17 protein-coding genes and 1 pseudogene are annotated in these 16,179 nt (G+C 67.5%); 3 read left to right on the forward strand and 15 right to left on the reverse strand.

Going from position 1 to position 16,179, the window contains the following annotated elements; all coding sequences use genetic code 11:
* From ACTIL2_RS05975 to ACTIL2_RS05985, 3 genes and pseudogenes are all read right to left on the reverse strand, one after another.
* Positions 1-391, reverse strand: a pseudogene (locus tag ACTIL2_RS05975) (hypothetical protein); the annotation flags it as partial.
* A gap of 42 nt (positions 392-433) precedes the next feature.
* Positions 434-1,675, reverse strand: coding sequence for a glycosyltransferase family 87 protein (locus ACTIL2_RS05980; RefSeq protein ID WP_442336536.1), 1,242 nt, complete (start codon positions 1,673-1,675; stop codon positions 434-436).
* A 110-nt stretch (positions 1,676-1,785) separates the two neighbouring features.
* Entirely contained in the window at positions 1,786-2,289 is a 504-nt protein-coding gene (locus ACTIL2_RS05985; RefSeq protein WP_442336537.1) for a Dps family protein, read from the reverse strand.
* Between the two features lie 100 nt (positions 2,290-2,389).
* Here ACTIL2_RS05985 and ACTIL2_RS05990 point away from each other — a divergent pair, with 100 nt between their 5' ends.
* Both ACTIL2_RS05990 and ACTIL2_RS05995 read left to right on the forward strand, forming a co-directional pair.
* Positions 2,390-3,256 (forward strand): PaaI family thioesterase, encoded by an 867-nt coding sequence (locus ACTIL2_RS05990; protein ID WP_442336538.1) that lies wholly within the window; start codon positions 2,390-2,392, stop codon positions 3,254-3,256.
* The gene (locus ACTIL2_RS05995) at positions 3,253-4,095 is read left to right on the forward strand and encodes a PaaI family thioesterase (protein ID WP_442336539.1); all 843 of its coding nucleotides are present in this window, start codon (positions 3,253-3,255) and stop codon (positions 4,093-4,095) included. The genes ACTIL2_RS05990 and ACTIL2_RS05995 overlap by 4 nt, the downstream gene beginning before the upstream one ends.
* A gap of 19 nt (positions 4,096-4,114) precedes the next feature.
* Here ACTIL2_RS05995 and ACTIL2_RS06000 read toward each other — a convergent pair whose 3' ends face one another.
* Positions 4,115-5,155, reverse strand: coding sequence for a hemolysin family protein (locus tag ACTIL2_RS06000; RefSeq protein WP_442336540.1), 1,041 nt, complete (start codon positions 5,153-5,155; stop codon positions 4,115-4,117).
* Positions 5,148-6,524 carry a hemolysin family protein gene (locus ACTIL2_RS06005; protein WP_442336582.1) on the reverse strand — a complete coding sequence of 459 codons (1,377 nt, stop codon included), beginning with the start codon at positions 6,522-6,524 and terminating at the stop codon, positions 5,148-5,150. Before ACTIL2_RS06005 ends, ACTIL2_RS06000 begins: the two co-directional genes overlap by 8 nt.
* 216 nt (positions 6,525-6,740) lie before the next feature.
* Here ACTIL2_RS06005 and ACTIL2_RS06010 point away from each other — a divergent pair, with 216 nt between their 5' ends.
* Positions 6,741-7,799 carry an aldo/keto reductase gene (locus tag ACTIL2_RS06010; RefSeq protein WP_442336541.1) on the forward strand — a complete coding sequence of 353 codons (1,059 nt, stop codon included), beginning with the start codon at positions 6,741-6,743 and terminating at the stop codon, positions 7,797-7,799.
* 83 nt (positions 7,800-7,882) lie between these two features.
* On the opposite strand, the gene ACTIL2_RS06015 is transcribed toward ACTIL2_RS06010, so the two are convergent.
* The 10 genes from ACTIL2_RS06015 to ACTIL2_RS06060 form a co-directional block, all read right to left on the reverse strand.
* The gene (locus ACTIL2_RS06015) at positions 7,883-8,443 is read right to left on the reverse strand and encodes a DJ-1/PfpI/YhbO family deglycase/protease (RefSeq protein ID WP_442336542.1); all 561 of its coding nucleotides are present in this window, start codon (positions 8,441-8,443) and stop codon (positions 7,883-7,885) included.
* Between the two features lie 80 nt (positions 8,444-8,523).
* Positions 8,524-10,065 (reverse strand): acetaldehyde dehydrogenase ExaC, encoded by a 1,542-nt coding sequence (exaC, locus tag ACTIL2_RS06020; protein ID WP_442336543.1) that lies wholly within the window; start codon positions 10,063-10,065, stop codon positions 8,524-8,526.
* A 166-nt stretch (positions 10,066-10,231) separates the two neighbouring features.
* The gene (locus tag ACTIL2_RS06025) at positions 10,232-10,681 is read right to left on the reverse strand and encodes a DoxX family protein (RefSeq protein ID WP_442336544.1); all 450 of its coding nucleotides are present in this window, start codon (positions 10,679-10,681) and stop codon (positions 10,232-10,234) included.
* Positions 10,682-10,800: 119 nt separating this feature from the next.
* Complete coding sequence (locus tag ACTIL2_RS06030; protein ID WP_442336545.1) at positions 10,801-11,574, reverse strand: class I SAM-dependent methyltransferase; 774 nt, start codon at positions 11,572-11,574, stop codon at positions 10,801-10,803.
* A 4-nt stretch (positions 11,575-11,578) separates the two neighbouring features.
* Entirely contained in the window at positions 11,579-12,151 is a 573-nt protein-coding gene (locus tag ACTIL2_RS06035) for an isochorismatase family protein (protein ID WP_442336546.1), read from the reverse strand.
* An 8-nt stretch (positions 12,152-12,159) separates the two neighbouring features.
* Positions 12,160-13,794 (reverse strand): ABC-F family ATP-binding cassette domain-containing protein, encoded by a 1,635-nt coding sequence (locus ACTIL2_RS06040; RefSeq protein WP_442336547.1) that lies wholly within the window; start codon positions 13,792-13,794, stop codon positions 12,160-12,162.
* A gap of 124 nt (positions 13,795-13,918) precedes the next feature.
* Entirely contained in the window at positions 13,919-14,824 is a 906-nt protein-coding gene (locus ACTIL2_RS06045; protein ID WP_442336548.1) for an AraC family transcriptional regulator, read from the reverse strand.
* Between the two features lie 72 nt (positions 14,825-14,896).
* Positions 14,897-15,370, reverse strand: a complete 474-nt coding sequence (locus ACTIL2_RS06050) for an SRPBCC family protein (RefSeq protein WP_442336549.1) — start codon at positions 15,368-15,370, stop codon at positions 14,897-14,899.
* A gap of 49 nt (positions 15,371-15,419) precedes the next feature.
* Entirely contained in the window at positions 15,420-15,803 is a 384-nt protein-coding gene (locus ACTIL2_RS06055; RefSeq protein WP_442336550.1) for a PIN domain-containing protein, read from the reverse strand.
* A 2-nt stretch (positions 15,804-15,805) separates the two neighbouring features.
* Positions 15,806-16,078, reverse strand: a complete 273-nt coding sequence (locus tag ACTIL2_RS06060) for a type II toxin-antitoxin system Phd/YefM family antitoxin (protein WP_442336551.1) — start codon at positions 16,076-16,078, stop codon at positions 15,806-15,808.
* Between the last annotated feature and the right edge of the window lie 101 nt (positions 16,079-16,179).

Raw genomic sequence — 16,179 nt, forward strand, 5'->3', positions numbered from 1 at the left:
TGCGCTGGTCACAGCCGTTGCGGTCGATGTCCTTCCACCGCTGCCCGAACTCGTCGCGGCTGTACCCGGTCTTCGGCGCACGCCCCTTGACCTCGAGCACAGCCAGCGCGGTCAGTGCGTCCTGCACGTCCGGGTCGCCGGAGGTCGGTAGCGGGTCGGACGCGGCGTCGCCGGGGTCGCCGTCCCCTTCCGCGTCCTGATCACCGGACCCGTCGGCAGCGGGGGTCGGGGACGGGGCGTCCTGCGTGGTCGCCCGCGACACCTCCACGGGATCGGTGGTGGTGACAGCGTCCTGCTGGCCCCCATCCTCCGTTGCGCAGGACGCGAGGACCAGGGCGGTGGCGGTGAGCGCGGCGACTGCGAGCAACGGGGCCCGACCTGAGTAGTTCATGAGGACATACTATGTGGTCCAACCACAGCAGCAGAAACGGCGTCAGTAGGCGGACACACCCCTGGGGGTGGACTTCCACGCGGACACCAGCAGCAGGACCAGGCACAGGATCCCCGCGAACCCCTGCAGGTTGCTGAGCAGCCAGTTCCCCTCGAACATGCGGTAGATCGGCTCGCGCTCCCCGACGGTGTTGTCGAGCAGCACGTTGGCCGCCAGCAGCTGCGTCACCCCGATCAGCGTGGGCCAGTCCGGCCTGCGCTCCATCAGCAGCGCCACCAGCAACGCGACCGCCACGATGATCCCGGTCCAGTGGTGTGTCACCGAGATCGGCGCGGAGACCGCCACAGCCAGCACGAGCAGCAGCAGTGTGGCCACCGGACGCCCCGCCCGCATCAGCCGGTAGGCGCCCCACGCCGTCGCCGCCGCAATGACCAGGAGTCCCGGGACCATGATCGTCTGCGCCAGGTCATTGTCCACCCCCGCCCTGGCCAACAGGCCGGTCATGGCCTGGTTGGGCTCGAAGTCCGGCGCCCCGCCGCGGTCGCCGTTGAACACCTCGTCGGTCCAGTAGAACAGCGACTCGTCCGGACGCATCATCCAGCCGATCGCGACCGTCAGGAAGAACGACCCGACCGACCGGGCCAGGTCACCCCAGCGCCTCGACACCAGGAACGCCAGCGCGAACGCCGCCGGGGTCAGCTTGATCCCTGCCGCCAGCCCGACCCCGGCACCCCGCAGCCAGCGTGGGGTGAACCTGAGCACGTCGGCGGTGACCAGCAGGACCAGGAAGACATTGATCTGCCCGTACATCAGGTGGGTCTGCACCGGCTCCAGGCACAGGGCGAAACCCAGCATCGGCACCGCCACCACGGGTGCCCACCGGATGCGCAGCCGGTGGGCGGCCATCGCCAGCACCGCCCACGCCGCCAGCAGGGACGCGACGGTCCACAGCGCCTCCATGACCTGATCGTCGAACCACGTCAGGGGGACGAACAGCGCGGCGGCCAGCGGCGGGTAGATGAAGGCGAAGCCACTGCGGGAGTCGAAATCCTCGCCGTAGAGCCCCCCGTTCTCGACAATGGCGCGTCCGGCGTCGCGGAACACACCGACATCCAGCAGGTAGTTCTCACGGAAATGCTCCACGATGCCCGCCACCTGCCACACCAGCAGCGCCAGGCCGAGGACGGCGGCGGCCGCTGCGACGAGGCGTCCGGAGGTGGTGCCCGGTGAACGGGACAGGTCAGAACCGGACGCGCCGGGGGACGACGGGGCAGTAGTGATCATGGGGCAAGAGTAGAGAAAACGGCTGGCCGTCGTCACCTCCGACACTGAAAAACCGCTGCCAGCACTCTGTTTGTGCTGGCAGCGGTTCAGTAATGCGGGGTGTGCGCCGACTATGCCCCGTTGGTGATGTTCCCGTTGCCGTCCTCCAGGTGCGCCCGGATGAACCACTGGAACTGCTCCATCTCGCGGACCTGGCCGATGACCAGGTCCTCGGTGGAGGGATCGAGCTGGTCGAGGGCCGAATCCGCCTCGCGGGTGTCGGCGATGACCTTGTCGTAGACCTCATTGAGCGCGGCGAGGTGCTGCAGCGTGGTCCCCTTGTTGACGGGGTACTGCAGCGGGTCACGGCCCGGCGCGTGGGAGTCCGGCGTGCCGACCGGCTCCCCGCCGAGTGCGGCGATGCGCTCAGCGACATCGTCGGCCGACGCGCGCACGCGCTCCACCTCGGGGTCCAGCATCTCGTGGACTCCGATGAAGTTCGGCCCGACGACGTTCCAGTGGGCGTGCTTCAGGATCAGGTGCAGGTCGTTGTAGGCGGTCAGCCTCTCCTGCAGAATGTCGACAACCTGCTTGGCGTCGCCCTGCGACAGCCCCGGTACTGTGAAATTGCTCATGATATCGTTAGCTCCTTTCACGTCTCGAGTATACGCCGGTTCCGTGGAATCCGACGTTGTCCGTGATGCCCGTCACTGGGCATGTAATGTCATAAACATCATGAGTTCCCGTTCGAATTCCCCACGCCGTCCACTTCCCGTGCGTCTGCTCCGTGACCTCGAGCGACGGGTGATGAGACACGTCTTCTCCGGACCGCGGGCGATGGAGCGCTCGCTGCGGATCTGGCCTCCGCTGGCCGGTGCCGGGGTGAAGATCCGCGATGTCGCCGATGACTGGTCGCACGGCGAGGTCGAGCTGACCCTCGGACCGCTGAACCGCAACATGCACGGGGCGGCATTCGGCGGCACACTGTTCTCCATGACGGACGTGCTGTTCGGCACCCTGGTCATGAAGCGCCTGGGACGTGACTTCGAGGCCTGGACCCGCACCGGCAGCTTCCAGTACCTCAACCCCGGCCGCAGCGGCGCCCGGCTGATGGTCGACGTCGACGACGCGATGGTGGACGACATCCTGCGCTACATCGCTGCCGACGGCTACTACAACGTCAGCTACACCTCGGTGATCCGCAACCCCGACGGCACGGTCGCCGGCATCGGCCAGCAGGACCTGCACGTCCGGCACCGCAAGGGCCGGGAGGCCGACCTCTCCGCCGCGTCCACCGCCACGGCCGGGGAGTCCTCACCCCGGTCGGAACAGGATGCCGCCCCCGTCCACGAGCCCACCGGCATCACCCTGTCCTCCCTGGTCACGGCCGTGGCCTGGCGCGCCTGGGGAAGCCGTGGGGACGCCCGTGACCGCGGTGGCCTCCTGAACTCCGTACTCAGCCACGCCCGGCGCATCCCCCTGCCCGAGGAACGGGCACGGTACGTGTGCGCCGAGGCCCTCGACCGTGGTGACCTCACCCGGGAACAGATCCTGGAACTCCACATCCCAGAACGCCTGCTCCCCCAGGAGGACCAACCGTGACGAAGGACGCCCGCCCCCGGCGCCGGTCCCTGCCGACCAGGATCTACCGCACCGTCGAGAGCTACATCACCCGGTACGTGTTCTCCACGCCGCGTGGTCTGCAGCAGGTCACACGGTTCTGGCCCCCGCTGGCGGGCTCGGGGGTACGGATACGGTCGGTCGCCGACGACTGGTCGCACGGGGAGGTGGTCCTGCGTCTCAGCCCCATGACCCGCACCCCGAACAACGCCGCCTTCGGCGGCACCCTGTTCGCCATGACCGACATCCTGTTCGGCACCCTGGTCATGCGGCGGCTGGGGTCCGACTACGAGGCGTGGACCCGTACCGGCACCTTCCAGTTCCTCAACCCGGGTCAGGACGGAGCGGCGCTCCTGGTGGACGTCGACGACGACATGGTTGCGCGTATCCGCGAGCGTGTCGCCACGGACGGTTACGACAACGTCAGCTACACCTCGGTGATCCACAACCCCGACGGAGCCGTCGTCGGCATCGGGCAGCAGGACCTCCACGTCCGCCCCCGCAAGGGCCGGGAGGACAGCCCCGCATTCGCCACCTCCGGCACAACCACAGCACGGTCGGAGACCGAGTCGGCCCCGCCCTACGACCCCACCGGGATCACGCTGATCTCCCTGGTCACCGCCGTCGCCTGGCGGGCCTGGGGTGGACCGGAGAATCTCGCGGACGGCGACGGCCGGCTGAACTCGGTCCTCAGCCACGCCCGGCGCATCCCCCTGCCGGAGGACCGGGCCCGTTTCGTGTGCTCCGCCGTTCTCGAGGACCGGGCCATGACCCGGGAGGAGATCACGGACATGCGGATCCCCGCACACCTGCTGCCCTGACTCATCACCTCCGGCGGGGCTACCCGGTGCGGGTGCCGGGGTCCCCGTATGCGGCGTCCGACCTCTCCCTGGGCAGCACGAAGTCCAGGATCTCCGGCAGCGTGACCACCCTCGGAAGGAGCCGACCCTCGCCGCTGACGCCGACGAGCTGCTCGCTCTCCTCACGCATGCGGTGGAAAGCCTCATAGACCGGCATCGAGCCCGGCAGCACCAGCAGCGGACGGCTGAGACCGACGACCGTGGCGTCCCGGTCCTCCATCAGCGTGTCCCTGACGTGCAGGACGCGGGCAGGGTCGTCCCCGCCGGAGAGCAGGACGCGGAGCTGCCCGGTCTCACGGGCCACGTCCTGCACCTCCGCGACGGTGGCGGACAGCTCCAGGTGGGGGACCGCCGTGCCCGGCAGCTCGCCGAGGGACCGCTGCTGCAGGTCCAGGGCACCGGCGATCTGCGCCTGGAAGTCCGCCTCCAACGCACCCTCCTCCGCCGAATGCTCCACCAGCTGGCGCAGTGTGGCGGTGTCGTAGCCGCCGGCCGCGGCACGGTCCACCGGCTCGACCCCGGTCATCGTCACCAGACGGTTCGCCATGTAGTTCATCCAGAGCAGGATGGGCCGCAGGACCCACGCAAGGCCACGGGCGGGCAGGGACACCAGCCGGGCGGCACGCTCGGGAAAGGCGATGGCCCAGGACTTCGGGGCCATCTCGCCGACCACCAGATGCAGGAACGTCACGATCAGCAGCGCAACGACGAAGGACACCGTGTACGCCGCACTGTCCGGGATGCCCCACGCCTCGAACAGCGGGGTCAGCCACCCCGACACCGCCGGTTTCGTCACCGCGCCGAGCGCGAAGGTGCACCCGGTGATGCCCAGCTGCGCCACCGCGAGCATCACGGTCAGTTCGTTGACGCCGCGCAGTGCGGCGCGCGCCGAGGGGATGGTGGACGCGATCTCCTCCAGCCGGTGACGACGCGCACCCAGCAGGGCGAACTCGATCATCACGAAGAACGCGCTGGCCACCAGCAGGAGGATCGTGATCACGATCGCTGTCAGGTCATTCATCCTCGATCACCTCCAACCGTACGAGCAGTTCCGTGGGAACGTGGTGCCCCACCTCCGCCACCTCGGCGACGAGCACCCGGCGGTGCGGGATGTCGTCGATGATCTCCCGCGGGTCATCGGGCAGTTCCACCCGGATGACCTGGCCGATCTCGGGCAGCGAACCGACCTCCTCGATGACCAGCCCGGCGAGCGTCTCGAACTCGCCGGCCGGCAGCCGGACATCCAGCTCCCGGGACACCTCGTCGAGGTGCTCGTCGCCGGCGATGCGCCAGTACTCGTCGTCGCCGGTGAAACCGGGTTCGCGGCTGATGTGGTGCTCCGGTGCGTCATGCTCGTCGGTGAGTTCACCGACGAGCTCCTCGGCGAGGTCCTCCGCGGTGAGCACACCGGAGACCCCGCCGTACTCGTCGACCACGCAGGCCAGCCGGTTCGATGACTCCCCGAGCTCCGCCAGGGCGTCCGGCAGTGCCATGACCTCCGGCACCACCACGGGTTCACGGACCAGCGTGCCGACCGCGGTCCCGGGGTCGAGGTCGTTGGCGAGGATGTCATCGAGGTGCAGGACCCCGAAGAGGCGCTCCTCCTCCTCGTGGTTGTCGGGGTCGGGGTCCTCGACGGTGCCGAGCACCGGGTAGCGGGTGTGCCCGACGGCCATGCGCTCCCGTGCCTCGGCCACCGTCGTCCGCGGGTCCATCTCCCCCAGCTTCGCGCGCGGCACCATGGCGTGCTCCACAGTGCGCTCCGGGAAGTCGAGGATCCGGTCGATCAGCATCGACAGTTCCTGCGGCAGATCGCCGGACGCCCGGGAGTCGGCGACGATGCGTCCCAGGTCCTTGCGGTCGGCGGTGGAGTCCACGTCCTCCACCGGGGTGACGCCGACCAGCCGGAGCAGGGCGTTGCTGGACCAGTCGAAGAAGGCGATGAGCCAGCCGAAAAGGAACAGGTAGACCTGCGTGGAGCGGGCGAGGCCCCGGGCCAGCGGTTCCGGCGCGGCGATCGCGAGGTTCTTCGGGTAGAGCTCAGCGAAGACCATCTGCAGGACAGTGGCGACGAGCAGCGTGGCGATGGCGATGGCGCCGGCGGCGCCGGCTGCCCCACTGAGCTCGGCAATGGAGCCACCGACCATCGGCTCGGCGAGCTCACCGACGAGCAGGCCGGTCACGGTGATTCCGAGCTGTGCGCCGGACAGCATGAAGCTCGTGCGGCGGGTGACCTTGAGGGCGCGACCCGCCGCGGCGTCCCCGTCGGCGGACAGCGCCCGGAGGCGGGCCCGGTCGACCGACATGTAGGAGAACTCCTGGGCGACGAAATAGGCGTTCGCCACGATGAGAGCGAGGATCAGGACGATGCCGAGGAGCAACGTCAACAGCGGGCTCACCGGTCACCCCCCGGTTCCGGTACTTCAGTGTTCCCCCGTACGTGCACCCCGTGGTGCGGGCGGACGACGCCGCCCCTCATACTCCGACTAGGCCCATCGTCCATGGTGGACGCTCAACTCCTTGGTGTTCGCTTCTCGTCCACGCGGTTTGGTGGAAGTGCTATGCAGGATACACGAGTCACGGACGGCAGCGTACTCTCGGTTGCCATGAGTTTTCCCGACGTTTACCGCGCCTCGGACGACCGCTACTCCGGCGGCGACGGGCACACGCCGATGCCGTACCGCCGATCCGGGGTCTCCGGTCTGCGACTTCCGGCGGTCACGCTGGGCCTGTGGCACAATTTCGGTTCCGACCGGCCGTTGGACGGTCAACGGGCGATCCTGCGCCGCGCCTTCGACCGGGGTGTGACGCACTTCGACCTGGCGAACAACTACGGCCCGGTCCCAGGTGCCGCCGAGGAGAACTTCGGCCGGATCATGGCGTCCGACTTCCGGCCGTACCGGGACGAGATACTGGTCAGTTCGAAGGCCGGCTGGCGCATGCAGGACGGCCCCTACGGCTTCGGCGGGTCACGGAAGTATCTGGTGGCCAGCTGCGATGCGTCGTTGCGGCGGATGGGGCTGGACTACGTGGACATCTTCTACCACCACCGTCCCGACCCGGAGACCCCGGTGGAGGAGACCGTGTCCGCCCTCGACCACCTGGTCCGTTCAGGCCGGGCACTGTACGTGGGCATCAGTTCCTACTCCCCGGAGCTGACCCGCCGGGCACAGTCGGTCGCGAAGGACCTGGGTACACCCCTGACGATCCACCAGCCGTCCTACTCCATGTTCAACCGCTGGACCGAGGACGGGCTTCTGTCCACCTGCGAGTCGGAGGGGATGGGTGTCATCGCGTTCTCCGCGCTGGCGCAGGGGCTGCTGACGGACCGCTACCTGGACGGGGTCCCAGGGGATTCACGGCTGGGGTCGCACAAGATGTCGTCGTCCTTCCTGGACGGGGACACACTGACCGCGATCCGGGAGCTGAACGGGATCGCTGCCGCCCGGGGGCAGACGCTGGCGCAGATGGCGGTCGCGTGGGTGCTGCGACGTCCGGAGGTCACCAGTGCGCTGATCGGTGCGTCCTCTGTGTCGCAGCTGGACGATTCGCTGGATGCGCTGGACAACCTCTCGTTCACCTCCGGCGAGCTGGAGGAGATCGACCGGTGGGCCGTGGACCGCGGCATCAACCAGTGGGCCGGCGCAACGGAGTCGACGGAGTAGGGCCCACAAGCTTGTCGGTTCCGGGTCGGAGAATTATAACCTGCAACCGGGATGCTCACGCCCCGGCGTCGCCGGCGCGCCAGTCAGGAAACGCCGAACGCCGCGACAACGGCGGAGTTGAATGCCGGGAGGTCGGCCGGTGTCCGTGAGGACACCAACGCCCCCGCAGCGGCTCCGCCGTCCCCGCCATCGATGTGGACCTCTTCATCCACCCAGGACGCCCCGGCGTTGACCAGGTCGGTGCGCAGGCTCGGGAACGAGGTCAGCGTCCTCCCCTTGAGCACGTCGGCGTCGGTGAGGATCCAGGCCCCGTGGCAGATCGCGCCGACAGGCTTCCCGGCGGTCGTCAGATCCCGGACGAGGGACACCGCGTCCGGATCGAGGCGGATGCGGTCCGCGTTCGACGTTCCGCCGGGGAGAAGCAGCGCATCGAACACCGCCGCGTCCGCATCCGCGGTGGATGCGTCGGCGGCGATCTCGGTGCCGTTCTTCCCGGTGATGGTTCTCGCGCCGGGGGTCACGACGGTGACCGTGGCACCGGCGCCCAGGACGGCGTCCCGGGGATCGGTGAGCTCGGAGTCCTCGAAGCCGTCGGTGGCGACGAGTACAACATTGCGTCCGGTGAGATCGGGCTGGTCGGACATGAGTCCTACCTCCTCGTAGGTCGGAAGTTCGTTCCTTCCCCGAGGTTACGCCCGGTCAACGGCGGACGGTCAGGCCCCGATCAGAACAGGCCGTTCGGGTTCTGGTCGTAGGACCACAGCAGGTTCTTGGTCTGCTGGTAGTGGCTCAGCATCATCAGGTGGGTCTCGCGACCGATGCCGGACTTCTTGTAGCCACCGAACGCGGCGTGCGCCGGGTAGGAGTGGTAGTTGTTCACCCACACACGGCCGGACTGGATGTCACGGCCCGCACGGTAGGCGGTCTCGTTGTTGCGGGACCACACGCCGGCGCCGAGGCCGTAGTCGGTGTCGTTGGCGATCGCCATGGCGTCGTCGTAGTCCTTGAAGGTGGTCACGGCGAGGACGGGGCCGAAGATCTCCTCCTGGAAGCAGGCCATGGAGTTGTCGCCCTTCAGGACGGTGGGCTCCACGTACAGGCCGTTCTCCAGCCCGTCGACGGAGCGCACCCCGCCACCGATGAGCACCTCGGCGCCCTCGGCGGGGCCGGACTTGAGGTAGCCGGTGATCTTGTCCATCTGCTCCAGCGACGCCTGCGCACCGATCATGGTGGCCGGGTCAAGGGGGTTTCCTGCCTTGATGGAGCGCACGCGCTCCACGGCGAGGTCGAGGAACTCGTCGGCGATGTCCTCCTGGATCAGCGCGCGGGACGGGCAGGTGCAGACCTCACCCTGGTTCAGGGCGAACATGGCGAAGCCCTCGAGGGTCTTCTCCCGGAAGGGGTCATCCGCGTCCATGACGTCGTTGAAGAAGACATTGGGCGACTTGCCGCCGAGCTCCAGGGTGACGGGGATGAGCTTCTCCGCCACGGACTTGTTGATGATCTTGCCGACCTCGGTGGAACCGGTGAAGGCGATCTTGGCGATGCCCTCGTTCGCGGTCAGCGCGGCGCCGGCCTCCTCACCGAGACCGTTGACGATGTTGAGCAGGCCGGCGGGGAGGATATCCTGGATGAGCTCGGCGACGAGGAGGATCGACGCCGGGGTCTGCTCGGCGGGCTTCAGGACGATCGCGTTGCCTGCCGCGAGGGCGGGGCAGATCTTCCAGGCCGCCATGAGGATCGGGAAGTTCCAGGGGATGATCTGGCCGACCACGCCGAGGGGCTCGTGGAAGTGGTAGGCGATGGTGTTCTCGTCGATCTGCGAGAGCGTGCCCTCCTGGGCACGGAGGGCTCCGGCGTAGTACCGGAAGTGATCGATGGCGAGGGGGATGTCGGCCGCGAGTGTCTCACGGACCGCCTTACCGTTGTCCCAGGTCTCGGCGACGGCAATGGCCTCGAGGTTCTCCTCGAGACGGTCGGCGATCTTCAGCAGGACGCGGGAACGGTCCTGCACACTGGTCTTGCCCCAGGACGGTGCAGCGGCGTGGGCGGCGTCGACCGCCTTCTGGACGTCCTCGGCCTTGGAGCGGGCGACCTCGGTGAACACCTTGCCGTCGACGGGGCTGATGTTCTCGAAGTACTGGCCGTCCGCGGGCGCGACCCACTGTCCGCCGATGAAGTTCTCGTAGCGGGGCTTGAAGGAGACGATCGAACCTTCAGCACCGGGGGCGGCGTAGGCATTGTTTGCGGGGGCGACTGTGGTCATTTTCGGGCTTCCTCCATCCAGGCCCGTGCGTCCGGGCCCTCGGGTGAGTGGCTGTCAAGGACCCAACCTAAGCCATCTCCGCTGTGATGACCACCACTATTTTTTTATATGTGCGATTAGATCACATTTCCCACAGGGTGAACGCCCATCCCCGCAGTTCAGGCTGCTACGCTGCAGCCCCGGACCCCACGCGTCCCTTGAACAACACCCGGTCGAGACCGAGCTTTCCGCCACCGAGGGCGCCGATGAGCGCCGCGCCCGCAGCGAGGGCGAGGACCAGCTCGTAGCCGCCCGCGTCGACGAAGATCGTGCCGGCCTCGCTGTGCGCGTACCAGTAGGCACCCGCCATGTCGACGACGACCAGGACGGCGACCAGCGGCGTCAGGAGGCCGACGACAAGCAGTGCACCGCCGACGAGCTCGACGGTCGCAGCGAAGATGGCGGCGGCGGTCGCGGCCGGAATACCCATGGAGTCGAAGCCTTGCGCAGTGGCGTCGATACCGTTGGTGAAGAACTTCTGCCAGCCGTGGGCGAAGAGGATCACGCCGATTGCGACGCGTGCGACGAGGATGACGATGTCGCTGACAACGCCGGAGGCTGTGTTGGTGCGGGCCATGGTGGGTCCCTCCTGTTGGGGTGTCCGTTATTAGTTGACATGTCAACGATAACGCGGATAGTTGACATGTCAACCCACTCCCCCCGTCCCCGGACCGGATCCGTGCCCCGGTCCCGCTGCTACAGACGCCCCACCCGGACCGCGACCGGCCACGACACCTGACGCGGACGCCCGTTGTCACCCCAGATGTCCACGATGTCCGCCGAGAAGTTCTGGAACAGGTCGGAACGTCCCTCCCGCTCCGCCTTACGCACCGCGGACCACGTCCCGATGTACCCCAGGAACTCCTCCCGGTCCAGGTCGGCGTCGATGCTCAGCTCCGGTGCCTCGACCTCGTCGAAGGGGAAGGGCATCGTCCGGTACCCCTCATCGACGTAGCGGCGCTCCGGATCCCAGTACGGACCGATCTCGTCGTAGTAGAAGCGTCCGAAACGCTCCTGGACATCCGGGTCGAAGATCCGCAGGATCCCGTAGCTGACCAGGGCGATGACCGCGCCGTCGCGTCCCACCCGGCGCGCCTCGGCGTAGAAGTCGGGAAGGGTGAACCAGTGGGCCGCCTGGGCGGCCGTCACGAGGTCCGCCGTGCCGTCCGCCACCGGGAGGTTCTCCGCCGACGCCACCTCGTAGGCGATGTTCGGGTGCGGGGACGCCGCGCTGATCTGCGACTCGCTCGGATCGAAGCCCGCGACCCGTTCGAAGTAGTCCGCGAGCTGCACGGACAGCTGTCCGGTACCACAACCGACGTCGATGGCCAGGTCCGTGCCCGGGGCGATGTCGGCGAGGAAGGACGACACCTGCGTGGGGTAGGACGGGCGGAACGTGGCGTACTCGGCGCCGCCGGTGAACCAGTTGCTGGGGACGTCGCTGCCCGGTCCATCTCGCTTGTCAGTCATGTGTTCAGGGTACCTGGGGAAAGTCCACGTCCGCCCCGGCCACAACCTCCGCCGTCTTCCCCGGACCACCCTGGAACTGCCAGTAGAGGTTCGTGTGGGCGATCACCTGGTCCACCGGCGGCGCACCCCACTCCGTCTTGTCGCCGGCCGTGTGTGCGTCGGACACCAGGGTGACGTCGTAGCCGCGGGCGAAGCCGCCGTGGATCGTGGAGCGGATGCACGCATCGGTCTCCGCGCCGGTCACGACCAGCCGTCCGACGCCGAGACCGGCGAGGACGTCCTCCAGGTCGGTGCCCTCGAAGGAATCCCCGTAGGTTTTCGGGACGAGGGGTTCGTCCGGTGCTGCGGGCCGCAGGGATTCCAGTTCAGGCACGAACCTCCAGTCATCCGAGCCCTCCGGCAGGTCCTCCGCAGAATGCTGGATCCAGATGACCGGGACATTGTCCCTGCGTGCCCGACCCACCAGGTCAGTGATCGTTCCCACCACCTCGTCGCGGCGGTGGGCACCGTCCACCACGGCGTTCTGCACGTCGATGACGAGTAGTGCGGTGTTCGTCCGGTTCTCGAGTGTGCTCATGCGGCCGATCATAGTTCCAGCCGGTCACCATGCCAGCGCTGCCGCAGCCAGCGGTCGTGCGAGGCGACGACGACCGCGCCCGGGTAGGACGGAATCGCCTGTTCCAGGGCCGTGACCAGCGCCAGGGACAGGTGGTTGTCCGGCTCGTCCAGCAGCAGGACGTCCGGCGGGTCGGCGAGCAGTACCGCCAACGCCACGCGCCGTTGCTGCCCCAGGCTCAACTCCGCGAGGGGACGGTTCTCATCGCGGGGATGGATCAGACCGAAGGTGGACAACGGCACCTCGTCGGCGAGTGTCTCCCCGACCAGGTCACGGTAGGTACGCTCCACGGTACGGTCGGCTCCCCGGTGATGCGGATCCGGTAGGTCGACGTCCTGCGTGAGGTGTCCGACGGAGACACCGGCAGTCGTCAGGGATCCCCCGTCTGCATCCAATGCGCCGGCGAGGACGGACAGCAACGTCGACTTCCCGGAACCGTTCGGCCCGGTGACCAGCCACTTCCCGTCACCGTTGACGGTCAACGACGTCGCTGGCATGCGGCCGTCCACCCGCAGCCCGGAGGCCACCATCACCGGTCCGGTTGCCGGCTCTGCACCCCGGCGTCCAGCGCCGGTCAACCCGGTGAAGGTCAACTCCTGCGGCGGCTTGCGGACCTGGGATTCCTCGAGCTTCTCCAGCCGGGACCGCGAGTCGTTCACCCGGCGGGAGACAACCTTCGCGTTGCGGTCGGCGTAGAATTTCGCCGCCATCTTCCCCTCCGTGCGTGGTGCTGCGCCGACATGCCCCACCTGGTGATTGTCACGCACACCCGCACGCAGGCGTTTCAGCTCCGCCTGCTCGTCGCGGTACTGCCGCTCCCACCGCTCGCGCACGTCCTCTCGCGCCGCGAGGTAGTCGGTGTAGTTGCCGGTGTAGCGGGTCACGCCGGCGTTCTGGCCGACCTGCGTCGGCGCGGGGTCCAGGTCGATCAGGGAGGACGCCGCCTCGTCCAGGAATGCCCGGTCGTGACTGGCGAACAACACCGGCCCCTTCCACGCGTTCAAGGTACTGACCAGGTAGGACGTCGCCTGATCGTCGAGGTGGTTGGTGGGCTCGTCCAGCAGCAGGACGTCCGGACGGCTCAGCAGCAGCCACGCCAGCGATAGCCTGGACTTCTGCCCGCCGGAGAGTTCACCGGTGAGCCGGCCGGTCGGGATGTGCGACAGTCCGAGGCCCGCGAGGGTGGCGGAGATCCGCGAGTCCGTCTCCCAGACGTCGAGCCGTTCGGCCTGGTCGAGTGCCGTGGCGTAGGCGTCCGCATCGTAGGGATCGGCCGCGGCCTCCAGGTCCCGCGCAGCCCGGCGTTCCTTCGCGACCGCGGATTCGAGGGCCTGGGCGATCGTCTCGTCCGGCGCGAAAGGGGCCTGCTGGTGGAGCAGGCCGATGCTCGCTCCGGAGCCGGTCTGGATGTCTCCCGAGGTCGTCGCCCCCACAGGCAGTGAGCCATGGACCGCATGCAGCAGGGTGGACTTCCCCGACCCGTTCTCCCCGATCAGGCCAACACGCTGGCCCGCGGAGACGGTGAAGGAGATATCGGTGAAGACGCGCGTCCCGGTGATCTGGACGGACAGACCGTCGACGGTGAAGAATCCGGTGGATAACATGGGGGAACTCCCTGAATGGAGATGGGGTTGTCCCGCCGGGCAGTGGCCTCGGGCGCAGGACGTTTCAGGGGTTCTACTTCCGCATGGCTCTCACCGTACGCGAAGAATCACCGGGGTTCCAGAATCAGCGCGGCTCCACCGGGAACCAGATCTCGTTGGTGACCTCCGTTGCGTCCTCCCGGTGGTCGAGCGTGGTCAGTACACACGGTCCGGGACGCATCTGCCAGGGGTTCGACGGAAACCAGTCGGTGGTCGTCGACGCCCACGTAGCTTCGAGGGTATCCGGGAACGGGCCGGATGCCCGGAACACGACCCAGTCACCCTCCGGAACCTCGATGACATCGAGGGTCGTGAGGTCGTCTGGGACATCCTGCTCCCCGAGGACCGCTACCCCATTCATGAACGTGACCTCCACGTTGTCGGCATCGTCGCGCTCGGGGTCGTTGAGGATGGTGAGGATTCCGGACGGGCCGTCCTCGCCGGTATTGCCGAGCGTCCGGAGTTGGTCGTAGATGTCGGCTGGTACGGCCCCGACGTGTTTTTCGAGTTGAGCGGTCTCATTCTCGGTTGTCGACGACGTCCGTGTGGACGGACCGATCAGGCGGATGGTCGGGCGGTGGATGATTCGTGCGTCCATGGGGATATTCCCTTCGACAGTCAGGCGAAACCTGAGGTGTGCTTGTGAACGAAGGGGGCCTCCATCACGGCGGGCCTGCGTCGGGACGATGCCGTGGACGCTGCGGAAGGCGCGTCCGAATGCCTCGGACGAACCGTAACCGTAGCGCACGGCGACGGTCAGTACATCGTCGCCGCGGATCACGTCACCTGCGGCGACAGTCATGCGGCGGCGCCGGATGTACTCGGAGACGGGCATGCCCGCCAGCGACGAGAACATGCGCCGGACGTGGTACTCGGTCACCCCCACGGAGCGGGCCACGCCGGCGATGTCCGGCGTGCCGGTGTTGCCGGAGTCTCCTACCGCGAGGGTGTCCTCGATGTGTTCGACGAGGGCGTTCAGGCCGTTGATCATGGAAAACCTCCTTCACCCTTGATGCTGCCGTCCGACGACTTCCACCCGCCCGACTTCCCCGGACCGGTTCGGTCAGTCCTCCAGGATCCCCTTGATGTTCTGGAGGGTCTCGGTGATGCCGTTGGTGGCGGCCTCCCGACGGTTCGCCTCCTGCGCGGCTGCGTCCTCACCGAACTTCGTGGTGAAGTACTGCTCGCCCTGCTCCGTGAAGCGCGTGTACTCGGTGAGGACGGTGGCGTTGTCCCGACGGTTCACCGGCTCCAGACGGTAGCCCCACACTGTTCCGCTGGAGGTCACCCGCCAGGAGAATTCCACCGCAGGTTCCCAGGCCACAACCTCGGAGACCGTCGTCCACTCACGTTCGGAGGTGCGGTTATGGCCGGTGAAGCGTGAACCGACACCGGGTGCCGATGCAGCACCGTCCTCCCACTCCGCCTGGTAGCACTGTGCGCTCCACTCCCCCGTCCTGGTGACGTCGCTGCCAAGGGCAAAGACCTCGGTGGGCGGAGCGGCGATGGTGACGGAATCGCTGAGTTCATAGGCCATGGTTGCCGATCGTAGTCACTGTGCAGGCCACGGCCCCGTCTCTGCAGACCTACGGCTCGCGCACCGTAACGAATCCCTCGAGCCCGCCGAAGTCATCAGTGTTCCGGGTCAGGACGATTGCCCCGTGCACTGCGGCGGTTGCAGCGATCATGAGGTCCACCGTTCTCCCCCTCACTCTTCTACCGTTCGCCAGCACAAGACCACACACAGTCTCGTACGCTTCGGCCGCAGCGTCGTCGAAGGGAAGACCGGGCCCCATCAGCCTCTGGACCTTCGCGAGTTCCTCCGCTCGTCGCGCACGCTCTACGGCATCCGCAGTAGCGCGGATAGCGAGTCCAAGCTCCGCATATGACAACGAAGACACCGACATGTCGTACTCCGGATACGAAAATACGCCCTCAATGAGGACAGTGGTATCGAGTAGTGCCCTCACCGCTACTGCTCCCACGGGTCCCGGAGTGGCTCTGCATCGCGCAGGTCTTCAATCTCCCGGATCCAGGCCTCTGCGTCGGGCCTGTTTTCATCCTCGAGCCGCTCCTTGAAGAATGCACGGACCTCCTCACCCGCTACCCACCGGTGTCGCCGTGGGGTGACCTCGGCAACCGGTTCACCGTGGTCGGTGATGGTATAGGTCGCGCCGTTGCGGACCTCGCGGAGCATCTGGGTCGGGTTCTTCCGAAGCTGCCCGACGCTGATCGTGTTGACCATGACACGCCTCCTCATTCCTGTGTCTGTCCAGTGACTCGATATTTGTCTACAGCCTACTGCCTGCACCGACGTCCTGTCACCGGCCAATACTCCCTCCGCTC

It is taken from the genome of Corynebacterium sp., from assembly GCF_052107835.1.
In the GTDB taxonomy this organism is placed as follows: domain Bacteria; phylum Actinomycetota; class Actinomycetes; order Mycobacteriales; family Mycobacteriaceae; genus Corynebacterium.